Consider the following 13,710-nt stretch of genomic DNA (forward strand, 5'->3'; position numbering starts at 1 on the left):
AGTTTGAGTTTTGAATTTTGATGTTTTTCCCCCTCTGTGTTCTCTGTGCCTCTGCGGTTAATTGTTTTCGTTCACCAGCACGATCCGGTACCGCGCTTTCCCCGAGCGAAGATGCTCCAGGGCATCGTTCACCTGGCTCATGGGATAGGTCTCGGTGATGGGGGCGATGGCGTGACGGGCGCTGAAGTTCAGCATGGCATCGATGACCGTCGGGCTGCCGGTGGGGGAGCCGGAGACGGACTTCTGGCCGAAGATGAGATCCAGCGCGGGGAGGGGCATGGGTTCGATGACAGCACCCACCACGTGGAGGCGGCCGGTCGGGGCCAGCGTGCCAAGGAGGCCGTGCAGATCCAGTGGCACATTGATGGTGGAGATGATGAGATCCAGGCTGCCGGCGATCTTCTTCAGCGCATCCGGGTTCTTGGTGTTGTGCACATGGTGGGCTCCCAGCTTCCGGGCCTCGGCCTCTTTGCTCTCGCTGGTGGTGAAGGCATGCACTTCGCAGCCCCATTTGTTGGCAAACTGGAGAGCCATGTGCCCCAGGCCACCGATGCCGATGATGCCGACACGTGCCGTCGGGGGGATGGAGTACTCAAAGAAAGGCGAGAATACGGTGATGCCGCCGCAGAGCAGCGGGCCAGTGGTGGTCATGTCCAGGCCCTCGGGCAGGGGGCGTACCCAGGTCCATTGCGCACGGAGCTTGTCGGCAAAGCCACCGTGGCGACCCACGATGGTCCCCTGGGTCTTCGCACAGAGGTTGTGACGCCCGGAAAGGCATTCGTGGCACGAGAGGCAGCTGTAGGCGGACCAGCCAATGCCCACGCGTTGACCAATCTCCACGCCTTTGGCCCCGGAGCCAAGCGCGGTGACGATGCCCACCGCTTCGTGGCCAGGGACGAAGGGGAAACCCGTCATGCCCCAGTCATTGTCCAGCATGGAGAGGTCTGAGTGGCAGATGCCGCAGTGGGTGACCTTGATCTCGACCTCCTCCACGCCGAGCTCCCCGGCATCAAAGGAGAAAGGTTCCAGCGGGGCTCCGGCCTGGGTGGCGGCGTAGGCGTTGATGGTGCTCATGAGGTGGTGGGTGGGGTGGGATGGGGATGACAGGGTTGATCTGCCGGAATACGTTTGGGCGGATAGTGTTGGGCGTCTGAGGCACGCTGCCAGAGAAAATGTGGCTGGGGAAGGCTGAAGATGAGAGCAGGGGTTGCACCGCTGACGGGCGCTAACTTAACGCGAAAGGAGAATGTCGGTGGTGAGATCGGAACGGAGGTTCTCCGAGAAGGCGCACCGCTTCATGGGATACGATGAGATGCAGTAGCGCACCAGAAGGAGGCCAACCAGGAGACTGCCTGCGGCATAGAGGCTATCTTTGCCCAGCATGAGCCCCGCTTGGCGCGTGGCCTGGATCGAACGGGTGCTGGGCTTCGGCATGGCAGGTTTTGTGCTTTGGGTTCAAGGATACCGAAGAGGCGTGCGATTGCCAAGCTTGCGTGCCCTTCCTCCGCTGAAAGGAGTTTGGCCGCGCCTCCTCACGGCGACTGAGCCGGATGACACCTCGGGACTACGCCCGGGGCGATCCACAGGAGTCGTCCGACGGTCCCTGTCGGCTCAGGGCTTTCAAGAGCCGAGGCGGCTATCCTTCTGCCCCTGCGTAGTGCCAGTCGGATAGAGGAGGCGGGATCTCCGGTCCCGCGTGTGAGCGGAGGACTCATGGCAGACGCTTCAGTTGGTGCCTGCCAAGGAACCTTGGGGGTCTGACATGGAGGTGTTGACGGCGGTGGGGGGAAGCAGATGCTGTCGGCCTTCCCACCTGATCATCCTCTGCGGAGGTATCCAGGGTTGACTCGCTTAAGGCTCGTCCAACCACTGGGCTGGGCTAGATATCCCCTTCGGGGATAAACTGCGGACCGAACCGGCTCTGGCTAGTCAGCCTCAGTCCTAAATCTAATCCCTCATCGCGAAGTAGAGGTGTTTGAGGGGGGCTTCTCGACCGGGATGTTGCTTCAGATGATCTGATCCCGCAACTTGTGATGCCGGCCGATGCCGGAGGCATCACAGCCCTTAGCCGGAGGTTGCAGGAGCAGAGCGACTGACACCTCCGGATGATCAGCATAGGAATTGCATCCCGGAGCGGATGCCAGCGACGTCCCTTTGCAGGCGCCTATTGCTGTCACCCCTCCGGGGTGAACGCGAGGTTGTTGTTTTCCGGGGGTATCGCTACGCTCAACCCCCGGCTAAGGGCTGGGATGCCTCCGGCATCCAGTAGCGCAGTTCATCAGCAGAAGAATGGCCAGGATGTGGAAAGTGCGGCGCATGGCGGTGATTACGTTTTTCTCTGTGAGGATACAGACGTGCAGTGCGATTGCCAAGTGCCCAGTGCGACATTGACTTCAGCTTGCACAGCTCTTCCTCAGCATCCAGTGTCCGAGTCTGCCTGGCCTCCCCTTGACCGACGTGCGATGATGGCAGGCATGGGGGCCGGTCCGGAGAATTCCAATGTCAAAAAGAAGGCGCGTGGCGATCTCGGGCGCCGGGATTGGATTCTGCTCGGTTTGTGGACGGCAGCTTCCCTCGGAGGGTGTCGGGCAACCCTGCAACGGTCAAAAGCCGCTGGTGGTGGGCGCTCTCAAGGAGGCACTCGGGCCGATCTGGCCAACGGAAAGACCCATTGGCAAAGAGTCCTGATCTTTGTGGGTTGGGCGGGTGGAACCTGGCTGTACGCCAGACTCCGCAAGCTGACTGAATGAGGCGCATCATGGCGGCCTAGGGCAACGCCAGCCCTCCATGTCCCGCAACACCCGGGCTTATCTTGTCCAAACAGGTACTTAGGGTGCCCCTGCTTCACCGCCAAGCAGGTCTTTTGATTGCGCTCGTGAGGTCACGGTAGAGCCAATGGATGCGATCATGACGCAGGCAATCGCCAGACATTGTATCAATGAGATTTGCTCGTTCAGCATGAGAAACGCCGCCATGGCGCCAAGGGCGGGCTCAAGACTCAACAGGATACCGAAGGTCTTGGAGTCGAGATGTTTCAAGGCGACCATTTCCAATGAAAAGGGGATGGCGCTGGAGAGCACTCCGACGGCGATTGCGGTAATGAACAAAGAGTAATGCCACTCGACCTGCCACGCTGCCATCGCTCCAAAGGGAGCGATCGAGAGGAAGCCCACGGTGGTGCCGATGGCCGTTGCGTAACCGGGATGATAAGAGGCTCCTGCCTTCTTGCCGATCACGATATAGCAACCCCAAGCCACTGCCGACATCAGTGCGAAACCAATGCCGACGGGGTCGATGCTTCGTTGAATGCTGGTAAGAGGAAGCAACAATGCCACGCCGATCAGCGCGAGGGTGGCCCAGAGGATGTCCAGCCTTCCCCGGGACATGAAGAAGGCGACGGAAAGCGGGCCTAGAAACTCGATCGCGATGGCAATGCCAATGGGCAGTCTGGCCATGGCTTCATAGAAGGTCAGGTTCAGTATGCCAAGAACCATGCCATAGGTCACAATGGACCTCGCTTGTTGGCGGGAAGGGGCCGCGCGCCAGGGGCGCCAAATGGCCAGCAAGACGATGGCCGCCACCCCGACCCGTACAAAGGCGGTGGCGGATGGCCCTAATACAGGAAAGAGCCCTTTGGCCGTCGAGGCTCCAATCGAAATCGAAACCATCGAGCCCAGTACCAGTATGGGCGCGTACAGCGCGGAACGGAGAGGGCGGCTCATTGAGCAGTTTCGCATAACGCGAAACGAGCGCAAAGGATCACCTGGGGGCAGTGCGGCATAGCTGGCGAACTCGTCCCTCCCGGTCCCTCCAAGCGTCAGATCAGAGGCGTGTCATCCGATTCCTCGACTGACTCGGTGCCAGTCTCGGAGGCTCTTTCTTGGAGTCCTTCGGAGACCAGGGGGCGGTCCTTGAGGGATTCCAGGAAGGCTCTGGATTCAGCGACCAGGGCCTGCTCTTCAGGGGTGAGCGGGGGCGGAGGAGTGCTGGGTGGAATGATCTTCATGGTGGAGAAGGAAGAGGCGGAGATGAATGGGAGAGGGGGAGAGGGATGACTAGACCAGCGTGATCGTTACCGTGGCAACGCCGGGATCCTTCGGGAGACAGCCATAGTCGGGCGAATCGTATTCGACCTCCCCGGTGCGATCCAGCACCCTGAACTGGTGGGCGGGCGGGAAGATGATCTCCTTCTCCTTGGGGAATTTAGAGAGGAAGCTGATGTCGCGGCCTTCTGAGCCGTGGATCACAAACTGGTGGGTACCCCGGAAAGCCGAGGTGGCCGAGCTGCTGGTGAATCCATAAGTCGCAAAGACCGCGCCCGGCACGCAATCCCGGTCCGCTCCGCGCGGTAGATCGGTTCCACGAACCGTCATGCCGGTGTACTTGGGCAGCTTGTCCAGGCCCTGAGCGGCCAGACTGGTTATGGTCTGCGTGAACGGGGTCATGGGCTGTTTGCCATGGAGCTCCTGGTTGATCTTCGTGTATTCCTTGCCGGTGTAGGTGTTCAGGGCAATGAGTTCCCCCGTTGTCAGGAGATCCACCCGCGGATCCCAACCGTTGTTGACGATGGTCTTGAAGGTGGTGCCGAAGTACTCGGGGAACTTGGTCTCCGGTTGCGTGAGTTCCTGGTGAAGAGGTGTGCCGCGACAATCCTCGTACCTCTGGACAAGTTTTTGGGCCAGGGCGGCGTGCTCGGGTGTTATCTCCTCGTTCTCCTTCAAGTTCAAGGCCCGGAGAACTTGGTGTGCCGCCATGAAGTTCTCGCGATCATCCCCCTTGAACTGGCTGATGAGGCTGGAGCGAAGGTCCAAGGCGGAGGGGCTGTACTTTGCCCCCGGATCCACGCTCTCCTGGTACTCCTTTTCGAAGTCCTGCTGGGCCTGGGCCTGGCTGGATGTCGGAGTGATGACGGGATCCGTTTTGGGGCCGCTCATCGGCGTGGTGGTCGCAGAGCTGAGCTGCTCGCCGAGATCGAGGCGTTCCTGGTGCTCCTTGTCTGAGTCAACGCCATGCTGGGGCGGAACCTGCGCATCCACCTGATCTTTGCTCCGGTCAATCTGCTTCAGGCCAACTGTCTGTGGGGGCGTAGGGGAGCTCAACTGTGCTTCGGCATCGATCCTGCCCTGATAGTCTTGGTCCACGTCTTGTGGGGTGACGATCTGGCTGTCTGGCGGGCTGATGCCCTGGCTCACTTGGAGGGGTGTTATCGGTAGCGTGGGGGTGGTGGTCGGAACCGTCGGCGTTGGGCTCGGGGTGGTGCTGACAGTCGTCGGTGCCTGCTGCTGCTTGACCGGACCTGGCTGGGGCTGGACCTTGCTGTTCGCCGCACTCATGACCAGGTCAATCTTCCGGGCGCTCAGCGGCTTGGAGGTCGAGAAGTTCAGTTCGTCGAAGAGCTCCTTGACCGCCTGGGGGCTGCCCAGCTTGGCCACAAGGGCCTTCTCGAAGATCTGATGATACTTTTGGTCTTTGGCGGTGAGGCCACCTGAGTTCTTCACCCAGGAGACGAATCGCCCTCCCACGCTGCGACTCCCGATGTGGTCTCTCAGGGCCCGTATGGAATCGTCAGGTGGGGCATTCGTGGCAATGCCGAAGTCGTTGGCGCGATTGGTGACGGAACCGGTGGCGTTCATAGCGGCAGAGCGTGAGAGGGATCGGGGGCGGCAGAGCGGGGTGGGAGACTGGAGGGCAGATGGCGGCCTTCCTGCGAGATGCGGAGCTAAGGAAGAGGCATCACTGCGTGTGAGGACTGCCCCAGCTTGGTTTACCCACGTGAAAATGTCCAGTTCATCGAGCAACTGGAACGGGTGCGGCAGCGGCGGTGCCGCGGTGAACTGACCCAGGAAGGTTTTTCGATCGTCATTGTTGGTAGGGGGGGTGAGGTCCTTCAACACTCTTGCCATCCGGGAGACGAAGTTACCAGAAATGCGGAAATGGTGCGGTGGGGGCTGAAATGGGGTGAGCCAAGGTTTGATGGGTGGCACATCAAAACATCGGCGTTTCGGATGGGGGGTGTTGATCTTGCCGAGAAGGCGTAATTCTATCGATTCGTTTTTGTTGTGACACCCGTCTCGCGGTGAAAAGGCAGACGGTGGGTAAGCGAAGGTGCTTTGCGAAGGACCTATGGCAGACCGGAAAACTAGTGCCTGCCAAGGAACCTGGGGTGGCTGACGTGGCCGCGCGATTTCTCCAGATGGTCTGTGCCGGGGAAGCTTGGGGAGCGCACACATCCCTGCGTGCTGTTCGCGGCATCTTGCCGCGAACCTCGGGCTGTGCGCGACATCGCATTCGCCAGACGTGGAGGTGTTGATGGCGGTGGGGGAGGAAGTGAATGCTGTCGGCCTCCCCACCTCACGAACCTCTGCAGATGTACCCAAGGTTAACTCGCTTAAGGCTCGTTCAACCTTGGGCTGTGCTACAAATCCCCTTCGGGGATTAACTTCGGACTGAGGCTCACTAGCCAGAGCTGGGTTCCTTGGCAGCCACCCCAAAACGCGCGCGGTTGGTCCGCTCTCCTCACGTCGACAACTACGACTGGTGTTGTTCACGCACTGGCAGAGGGTGAGCTCTAGGAGCCAATGCAGTCGTGGTCAGACTGACGGCTGCCGCCCAACTTCATCCCCACTGGTGTTTGGCAATCAACCACCCAGCACCCCTGTAGTTGTCGACGTGAGGAGGCACTAACTGAAGAGTCTGCGGCATCGCTATCCAAACAAGCCGTCATTCACCCAACATGCTCAGTCGCTCGCATGTCCCCGCGGCGACTGGGCCGCGCGACACGTCCAGAATGCCGCCCTATGCAGGCTCACTCCTCGCTGGGCGCTGCTGCTTTCACGGGCTCACTCGCGGTCATGCCGCGAATCCTGCCAATGAACTCCTCTTCCGGCAGCGAAGTCCGGAGTTCGGCCAGCATCACGCTGTCGGCACCCGCAGGGTAACGAAGCTTGTCCGCGCCATCGGTGGCCGCTGCATACACCGCATTCGCCACATCTCCCTCCGTCGTGTAGTTCGTCGGGTACTCCTGCATGGATTGAAAGTAACGCCCGGCATGTCCGGCATAGGCCGGGGGAACGGGATAGTCGCCCAGCGCGCCGGAGTTCGCGGAAAAATGCGTGGTGGGAGCCAGGCCTGGCTGCACGATCTTCACCCGGATGCCGAGCATGCCGGCCTCGTAGGCCAGCGATTCCGAGAAGCCCTCGATGGCATATTTGCTGGCGGTATAAGCCGCGACCAGAGGCATCGGCGCGATGCCAACGCTGGAGGTCACGTTGATGATCGTGCCAGCGCCACGCTCACGCATGTGCGGGAGGATGGCACGGTTGGCGGCCATGACGCCGAAGGTGTTGGTCTCAAAGAGCTGCCGGATCGCCTGATCCGACACCGCCTCGTGCGCGCCGAAGTAGCCAATGCCGGCGTTGTTGACGAAGACATCGATCTTGCCGAACCGCGCGAGGCCCGCCTCGATGGAGTGGGCGATGGTGGCTGGCTGGGTCACATCCAGCGGCAGGATCAGGAGCCGGTCGCTCTCTTCAAACAGACCCGCTTGGGGCGTCCGCATGGTGGCGATGACGTTCCAGCCGCGGGCTAGGAAGAGGGAGGCGCTTGCTTTGCCGAAGCCAGAGGAGCAGCCAGTGATGAGGATGGTGGAGGGCATGTTAGTGTGCGGTTTTGGTTTGATTGATGAAACCCAGACTAGCAAAGATCGGTTGGACTTACTATAATGCGGAGTCCGCTTCTCGTTGTAGATCGTCCAGATGGATGCCCTGTCCACCATTGTCACCCTGCTCAAACCTCAGGCCGTCGCCGCCAAGCTCGTGCACGGCGCGGGGCGTTGGGGCGTGCGTTACTCCGCGTTCGGGCATCCCAGTTATGCCCTCGTACTGAAAGGTCCCTGCTGGCTGGCGGCGGATGGCGCGCCCGCGCAGATGCTGGGCACCGGGGATTTTGTGCTGTTTCCGTCGACGCCCCGCTTCACCCTCGCCAGCGATCCCAAGGTCCGGCCCAAGTTGCTGGAGCCCATTCCCTCCGGGCGGCAGGTGGAGGTCGCCTTTCATGGCGATCCCGATGCAGAGCCTACGGCGAGTCTGTTGGGAGGTTATTTCCAATTCGATCCCGCCAACGCCTCAGTGCTCACCGGGTTGCTGCCCCGGATGCTGCATCTGCGGGCGGGGGATCCGGCCGCGGATGGGGTGAGGCCGGTGGTGGACCTGATCAAACGGGAAGCTCTCACGTCCCGCCCCGGCCAGTCGTTGGTGTTAAGCCGTCTGGTGGAAGTCTTGCTGGTCGAGTCTCTGCGATCCGTCCCGGAGGAAGTGGCCCCGACCGGATTGCTGGCAGGTCTGCGGGATGCCCGGTTGGCCGCCGCCTTGCAAGCCATTCACACGCATCCGGCTCATCCCTGGACGCTCGCCACGCTGGCCCGGGAGGCTTCCATGTCGCGCTCCTCGTTTGCAGAGCATTTCATGCGGGTGATGGCGGTGCCGCCGTTGCGCTATCTGCTGCAGTGGCGTCTTGCCCTGGCGAAGGATCTCTTAAGCCGGGGAGAGTTGACCGTCGCAGAAACCGCCCTCGCCGTCGGCTATGAATCGGCCAGCGGCTTCAGCATCGCCTTCAGCCGCGAGCAGGGGCTACCTCCAAAGGCCTACATGGAGGGGGCCAGAGGGGCATCCAGCCGGGTTTAAGGGCATAACTTTCTTTTGACCCGGAGCGCTGTCGATCAATCAACCAAGCCTGGCAGCAGACGCGGTTCGTGCCCTGGCAAAAACGATCTGTGCCTCCCAAAATCTTCCTGGCCTATCCACACCCGTGGTGGCGGGAAACTGGGCAGGGTATCGTCCTCCACCTCATCGAGGCCCTCAAACCAGAGGCCGCCATATTGCTCCATAAAGACCGGCCATAAGGCGACCAGCCCTGGGCGCATGCAGACTTCATCGAAGTTCGCGGCAAATTGGCAGGGGATGCCAGTCGGGAACCCTGGCGTATCGATCGCGCCCCAGCCGCAGAGGCCGTCGTTTGGGACAATCAAACGAGGATCATGATGGACCGCCAGCGCGCTGAGCGGATCGTTGAGGAAATAGCAGGCATAGGAACCCGTTTCATCATTCGAGCTTGCAGTGGCTCGGGGTGCTGCCGGGGTGGAGCGGTTGGCCTTGTAGGGCACCGGCCCCGCGTAAGAACGGGTGCTCATCATCGCCCCCAGTGTGACCCAAAGGGTAAGAAGGGATACCGTGACGGTGGCCAGGACGTTCATGGGATGATCGAGCACGGGGCAGGGTTACTTGGGCGGACTCTGGGAGTAGCTCCGGATCTTCGCGGTCTTGTCTTTGACGGTGAGGACCAGCGTCTCGGGCCAGACGTTGGTGGCCGCGCCTTTCACGCCTTTGCCGTGGGTGACCTTCTCCGTGGTCTCGACCTTGAGGCCGACTTCGCCTGCGGGCAGAGGCTTTTGCTCGACGATCTTGGAAATCCGTTCAATCGCGACGGCATCGGGCCACGCGGCTACGATGTACTTGGCGTACTCCTTGACGGTCATCGTCTTCGTCCCCGGTCCCTGCTCAGTGATCCAGAAGACTTCGATCTTTGCGTCGCTGGCAAAGGCTGTCGCCACCGCCGCTTCGTTGCGTTCTGTGATCGCTCGATTGAGGCCAGCGAGAGCCTCTTCCACTTCGTTTGCCCGTGCCCAGGGGGCGAGGAGAAACGCGATCGCAACGAGGAGGAAGGGGAGGTGGAGCGATCTCATGGAGCTTGCGGAGTTGGTAAGCGGGATGTCCTCCCAAGTTACGCGAGTTGTGCGACGGAGTCACGGGTGAAGTTGGATGGAGTGATGGAGTGATGGGGGCACCCTGCTGGATTGCTGCCATCGGGTCAGCTGTATCGCCCTGGCTTGTTGACAGCAGGAGTCGGGGGGGCTGGGGGTGCCTGGGTCTGGTGGCGAAGGCTGTTGCTCTTCCATTTTGCGGCGTAGGCCGTGAAGGCGGGGAGCGCATGAGTAACGGGTCTTCCGCGGACATCGATCCAACCCACACCTTCCATTTCGTGCCACCAGACGTTGGCACAGTCCTGTGGGGCTGAGAGCTCCCGAGCCCATTGACGGGCTTCCTCCAGATTCGGAATAGCTGGTCGAGAGAGATCTATAGATCTAGATCTATCCGAAGATGAAGTTGAAACTGAAGATGAAGATGAAGGGGTTGGTTTTTGGTTATCCTGGGTGGTTGTCTTTTGCTTGGGCTTTTGGTTAAGCAAAGCGGGGTTCCCTCCCAGTGAGCCCGACTTCTTCCGGATCTTCGTCAGCTTGTCGTCCCGGACCATCCGCCGGCAGATCATCGCTCCGGTGTCTTTGTCCTGAGAGGCCACGCCGAACTCGATGAGCCGGGTGAGCGATTGGGCGAGAACCTGCTCATCCAGGCCGAGCAACCGGGCCAGGGCTTCGGCGGGCATGGCGCGCCCGTTGAGCAGCAACTTGCCGCGCTGGCTGGACTCGAACATGAGGAGCAGGATCTCGAACCAGATGCCCCGGTCGTGATAGCTGAGCGCCTGCACACCGGGATCCTTGCGCCAGTCCCCGGGGTAGAACTGGATGGCGGGGAGTTTTTTGGACTTTTTTTTCACGAGAGGTAGGGGGGGCTTTCCGTGATTTGCCGTGCCGGATCAGCTCCAGGCACAAGAGGAGTTTCCTAGAACTGTCGCGAAGAAACCGGAACCGGTTCGGAAAGAGGAGGCACCTTGGGGAGGGCATGCGAAGCGGTTTGCTCCCGCTCGTTCCAGCGGTGGAGCGACTGGCGCAGGGCGTAGAAGGCACGCTTGCGATCCTCCTTGCTGATCTCTCCCTGCTCAATGAGCCAGTCAACCGCCGCCGTACCGCCGAAACCGCGTCGGATCAGCGTGCGGAAGACCGGCAGCAGTTTCACCCAGCGCCCGCCCAAAGCCCCGGCGGCCCTCGAGGGGCTCGCAACCGCCGCTTTCTGCAGGAGAGCCGTCAGGTCGGTCACCGTTCCGGAGCCAGATCCAATTGCCGTTTCAACCGGGCGTCCTGCCGTCTGGCGCAGGCTCGTGAGAGAAGGGGGTGACGATTGGTTAATCATGTAACAAATGTATGACAAGTGTCACGAGTGATCAATGGAAATTGGTGGACAATGTGCAGCAATGTCCGACATTTGATACATGAAGACCGAGACGCTCTCCATCCGCGTGGAGTCAGACCTCATCACCCGGATGAAGCAGTTCGAGGCCGCCACCGGCGTGGAAAAGGCCACCCTCGTCCGCGCCGCTGTGGCCGCCGTCCTGGACTTTCATGAGGCGAACGGGTTCATCTCCTTCCCCATCGAGATCGTGCCGACGGCGGGGAAGGGGCGGTGAGGGGAGGGCGATCTGCATGCAGCGAAATGTGACAAGATTCTTGCTGCATCTCGCGTCTCACCGTGAGATTGATCGTTATAGCTTTCCAAGCTAGGTTCGAGTCATGGCAGTTCCAAGTCCCGTCCTCTATGCGCTCCACAATTCTATCGAGCCATTGGGATTTGAGGATCTATGTGTAGACCTGCTTGTACGTGAGGGTTACTCGCGCATCATACCGGGAGGAAGAAGAAGAGACTGCGGCAGAGATGCAGAGGTGCGACATTGGACGGACTCAAATAGTCTCCCTCGGACGGCCTTCCAATTCAGTATGGATGCCAAATGGGAACTCAAACTACGGAGCGATGTATCCAAGATTTTACATCATTGCGGATCGATCACTCGAATTGTATTTGTCAGTAGTCGTTCGATAACCGTTGAAAAGCAAGATAAGCTTCGGGCGGAGTTCCTGCGCAGTCATCGGATAGATCTTGAAATTTTTGAAGAAGGTTGGTTTCGCGTCCGATTGGAAGAGGAACATGCCGATCTTGCGCTCAAACATCTTCGGGTTTCTGTTCCGGCCACGCCAGGGTTCTACGTTTCTCAAATCAAGATTCAGGGACTGTCCGATGAAAATCAGGAGGAAGTATTGCGCCATACTTCTGCCGATAACCTGCGTGCCACTCTGACGGCTCAAGTAAAAGCTGATCCTACAAATTCGGGAGCGTGGAAGGCCTTGGCGCATGTTTGCAACTACATGAGTGACTACAAACATGCTCTTTTTTGCGTGTCTAAGGCCATTGAATCAACAAACGAAAAGGGCGAGTGCTATAACTTGCGTGCATTGAAGGCTTCGATCAGGGCTGAACAGGGAAAGGTGTCTGGATCCCGGTTGCTTCTTAGGAGTGCTGAAGTGCAATTTCTTGCGATTGTTTCTAAGATTGGAAGATCGGTTGACTTTTACAATCTTGCTAATGTTCAATGTGCATTGGGCAAGCATGCGATTGCCGAGCTTAATTATCGACGCTGCCTGGATCTAAATCCGTGTTGTGCAAAAGCTTGGAATAACCTGGGTTCATTGCTTGTAACTATGCAGCGCGAGAAAGAAGGCATAGCTTGCTTTGATCGCGCTCTGGAACTCAAGCCGGACATGTTGGAAGCTATCGTTACTAAAGCCAATGTGTTGATAATTTACGCCGATGAGTGTGCGGAGGCTCTTCGGCTCATGGAACGAGCTTTTATGCTTGATGGCGATTTGGAGAATCGTTGGTCGCACGTTCACTACTGGAAGGCTGTGGCGTTGTGCAGACTTGGTCGATTGGGCGAAGCTCTCACAATCGTAGAAGATCAACTCGAAAGGAAGCTCGATTGTCCGTATCTTGGGCGACTTGCTGCTGATATTCTCGCCAAACTCTGGAGAAGTGATTCGAGCTATGTTGCGAAGGCAGAGGAGTTTTTCCGTATGAGAATTGATCCGGGTGAGAGGGATCATCGAGCGCTTGTTGAACTGTTGGATCTGCTTAATGCTTCAGAGCGGGACGATGAAGCGTGGAGTGTATTTGAAGATTTTTTAGGTGTGGAAGATTTGTCGATAAAATTAATTGGTGGCAGGGTTCTTATTTCGATTTCCGATCTGGCTAGTTCGTTGTCCTCATTGGAGGGGTATTGTCAGTTTAGGAGAGCTTCGAACTTGGAAGACTATGTTCGCATGTTGCAAGATTGCAGTCTCCGACCACATGATGAAGTGTCAGGAGTTCTTTTTTATCTGTTGCTGTCCGTTTATTTCAAGCTCGCTTCTGCTCTGCCCAACTTTAGATCCCAAGGCGAATCCGACAGCGAATTGAATTTGATTCTCGATGCCTACCAAATGGTTTCGAGGGTCTTTGCTTCATTCGGTGGGGCGTTGATGGCTCCCAGTGCTCCTCAATCGATAGAAAATCAGGCAGATTTAGTGGCAAGTGCTATTGTTGTCGGTCAGGAGGTGCCTTTAGTGGAGTTTTCGCGGCTTATTGGATTCCTTTATGCAGCTTTTGAACGTGAGATTCCTGAGCGTTACCGAAAGTCCATTGTTGAATTATCCTCTTCTATTCATGAGGACTGGTGTGAACACTTTATTGAAGCTGTGGGCTTCGACTGGGATATTGCAGTTTAGGGCGTGAATTGCCTAGGTGCTATGTTCGTTCCGGATTCTGCCTGCTACTGGAAGCGCAGCTTCAGAGCCATTCTATTCGGCCACCGCTGAACCTGTTTTCGTGGTTTTGGATGTAGGTGTGGGGACGATAGTCTGACTAAGCGACTTTTGTGTTTTTAATTCATCCTCATCACGGGAATCGGAAAGGGTTAGATGTGTTTAGCAGCGCAGTCCGATTAAATAAGCCG

The 13,710-nt window shown here is 58.7% G+C and carries 13 protein-coding genes; 3 read left to right on the forward strand and 10 right to left on the reverse strand.

Annotated features, from left to right (window positions below):
* Window positions 1-57 precede the first annotated feature (57 nt).
* The 6 genes from BV034_RS12660 to BV034_RS12690 all read right to left on the reverse strand — a co-directional run bounded on the left by BV034_RS12660 (window position 58) and on the right by BV034_RS12690 (window position 7,654).
* A complete protein-coding gene (locus tag BV034_RS12660; RefSeq protein WP_050027375.1) occupies window positions 58-1,074 on the reverse strand; it encodes an NAD(P)-dependent alcohol dehydrogenase in 1,017 nt (338 codons plus the stop codon).
* Between the two features lie 156 nt (window positions 1,075-1,230).
* On the reverse strand, window positions 1,231-1,434 hold the full coding sequence (locus BV034_RS12665; protein ID WP_050027376.1) for a hypothetical protein: 204 nt from the start codon (window positions 1,432-1,434) through the stop codon (window positions 1,231-1,233).
* A gap of 1,394 nt (window positions 1,435-2,828) precedes the next feature.
* Window positions 2,829-3,722 (reverse strand): DMT family transporter, encoded by an 894-nt coding sequence (locus BV034_RS12675; protein WP_050027378.1) that lies wholly within the window; start codon window positions 3,720-3,722, stop codon window positions 2,829-2,831.
* Between the two features lie 95 nt (window positions 3,723-3,817).
* The gene (locus BV034_RS12680; RefSeq protein WP_050027379.1) at window positions 3,818-4,006 is read right to left on the reverse strand and encodes a hypothetical protein; all 189 of its coding nucleotides are present in this window, start codon (window positions 4,004-4,006) and stop codon (window positions 3,818-3,820) included.
* A gap of 49 nt (window positions 4,007-4,055) precedes the next feature.
* Window positions 4,056-5,633: a hypothetical protein gene (locus BV034_RS12685; protein WP_050027380.1), complete on the reverse strand. Its 1,578-nt coding sequence runs from the start codon at window positions 5,631-5,633 to the stop codon at window positions 4,056-4,058.
* 1,172 nt (window positions 5,634-6,805) lie between these two features.
* Complete coding sequence (locus BV034_RS12690; RefSeq protein WP_050027381.1) at window positions 6,806-7,654, reverse strand: SDR family oxidoreductase; 849 nt, start codon at window positions 7,652-7,654, stop codon at window positions 6,806-6,808.
* 100 nt (window positions 7,655-7,754) lie between these two features.
* On the opposite strand from BV034_RS12690, the gene BV034_RS12695 reads away from it, so the two are divergent.
* The gene (locus tag BV034_RS12695) at window positions 7,755-8,681 is read left to right on the forward strand and encodes an AraC family transcriptional regulator (RefSeq protein WP_050027382.1); all 927 of its coding nucleotides are present in this window, start codon (window positions 7,755-7,757) and stop codon (window positions 8,679-8,681) included.
* 35 nt (window positions 8,682-8,716) lie between these two features.
* Here the strand turns inward: BV034_RS12695 and BV034_RS12700 are convergent, their stop codons facing one another.
* The 4 genes from BV034_RS12700 to BV034_RS12715 all read right to left on the reverse strand — a co-directional run bounded on the left by BV034_RS12700 (window position 8,717) and on the right by BV034_RS12715 (window position 11,081).
* Window positions 8,717-9,250, reverse strand: coding sequence for a hypothetical protein (locus tag BV034_RS12700; protein WP_050027383.1), 534 nt, complete (start codon window positions 9,248-9,250; stop codon window positions 8,717-8,719).
* Window positions 9,251-9,274: 24 nt separating this feature from the next.
* Window positions 9,275-9,739: a hypothetical protein gene (locus tag BV034_RS12705; RefSeq protein ID WP_050027384.1), complete on the reverse strand. Its 465-nt coding sequence runs from the start codon at window positions 9,737-9,739 to the stop codon at window positions 9,275-9,277.
* Between the two features lie 125 nt (window positions 9,740-9,864).
* Complete coding sequence (locus BV034_RS12710; protein ID WP_050027385.1) at window positions 9,865-10,608, reverse strand: hypothetical protein; 744 nt, start codon at window positions 10,606-10,608, stop codon at window positions 9,865-9,867.
* A gap of 65 nt (window positions 10,609-10,673) precedes the next feature.
* A complete protein-coding gene (locus BV034_RS12715; RefSeq protein ID WP_050027386.1) occupies window positions 10,674-11,081 on the reverse strand; it encodes a hypothetical protein in 408 nt (135 codons plus the stop codon).
* A 79-nt stretch (window positions 11,082-11,160) separates the two neighbouring features.
* On the opposite strand from BV034_RS12715, the gene BV034_RS12720 reads away from it, so the two are divergent.
* Both BV034_RS12720 and BV034_RS34705 read left to right on the forward strand, forming a co-directional pair.
* On the forward strand, window positions 11,161-11,355 hold the full coding sequence (locus tag BV034_RS12720) for a hypothetical protein (RefSeq protein WP_050027387.1): 195 nt from the start codon (window positions 11,161-11,163) through the stop codon (window positions 11,353-11,355).
* Window positions 11,356-11,662: 307 nt separating this feature from the next.
* Complete coding sequence (locus tag BV034_RS34705) at window positions 11,663-13,483, forward strand: tetratricopeptide repeat protein (protein ID WP_265592928.1); 1,821 nt, start codon at window positions 11,663-11,665, stop codon at window positions 13,481-13,483.
* Window positions 13,484-13,710: the final 227 nt, after the last annotated feature.

The organism is Verrucomicrobium sp. BvORR034 (assembly GCF_000739635.1).
Classification (GTDB): domain Bacteria; phylum Verrucomicrobiota; class Verrucomicrobiia; order Verrucomicrobiales; family Verrucomicrobiaceae; genus Verrucomicrobium.

Excerpts from the sequence above, each read along its gene's own strand:
- BV034_RS12660 (WP_050027375.1), bottom strand. The coding sequence starts at position 1,074 with ATGAGCACCATCAACGCCTACGCCGCCACCCAGGCCGGAGCCCCGCTG.
- BV034_RS12685 (WP_050027380.1), bottom strand. The coding sequence starts at position 5,633 with ATGAACGCCACCGGTTCCGTCACCAATCGCGCCAACGACTTCGGCATT.
- BV034_RS12705 (WP_050027384.1), bottom strand. The coding sequence starts at position 9,739 with ATGAGATCGCTCCACCTCCCCTTCCTCCTCGTTGCGATCGCGTTTCTC.
- BV034_RS12675 (WP_050027378.1), bottom strand. The coding sequence starts at position 3,722 with ATGAGCCGCCCTCTCCGTTCCGCGCTGTACGCGCCCATACTGGTACTG.
- BV034_RS12700 (WP_050027383.1), bottom strand. The coding sequence starts at position 9,250 with ATGAACGTCCTGGCCACCGTCACGGTATCCCTTCTTACCCTTTGGGTC.
- BV034_RS12720 (WP_050027387.1), top strand. The coding sequence starts at position 11,161 with ATGAAGACCGAGACGCTCTCCATCCGCGTGGAGTCAGACCTCATCACC.
- BV034_RS12665 (WP_050027376.1), bottom strand. The coding sequence starts at position 1,434 with ATGCCGAAGCCCAGCACCCGTTCGATCCAGGCCACGCGCCAAGCGGGG.
- BV034_RS12715 (WP_050027386.1), bottom strand. The coding sequence starts at position 11,081 with ATGATTAACCAATCGTCACCCCCTTCTCTCACGAGCCTGCGCCAGACG.
- BV034_RS34705 (WP_265592928.1), top strand. The coding sequence starts at position 11,663 with ATGGATGCCAAATGGGAACTCAAACTACGGAGCGATGTATCCAAGATT.
- BV034_RS12695 (WP_050027382.1), top strand. The coding sequence starts at position 7,755 with ATGGATGCCCTGTCCACCATTGTCACCCTGCTCAAACCTCAGGCCGTC.
- BV034_RS12680 (WP_050027379.1), bottom strand. The coding sequence starts at position 4,006 with ATGAAGATCATTCCACCCAGCACTCCTCCGCCCCCGCTCACCCCTGAA.
- BV034_RS12690 (WP_050027381.1), bottom strand. The coding sequence starts at position 7,654 with ATGCCCTCCACCATCCTCATCACTGGCTGCTCCTCTGGCTTCGGCAAA.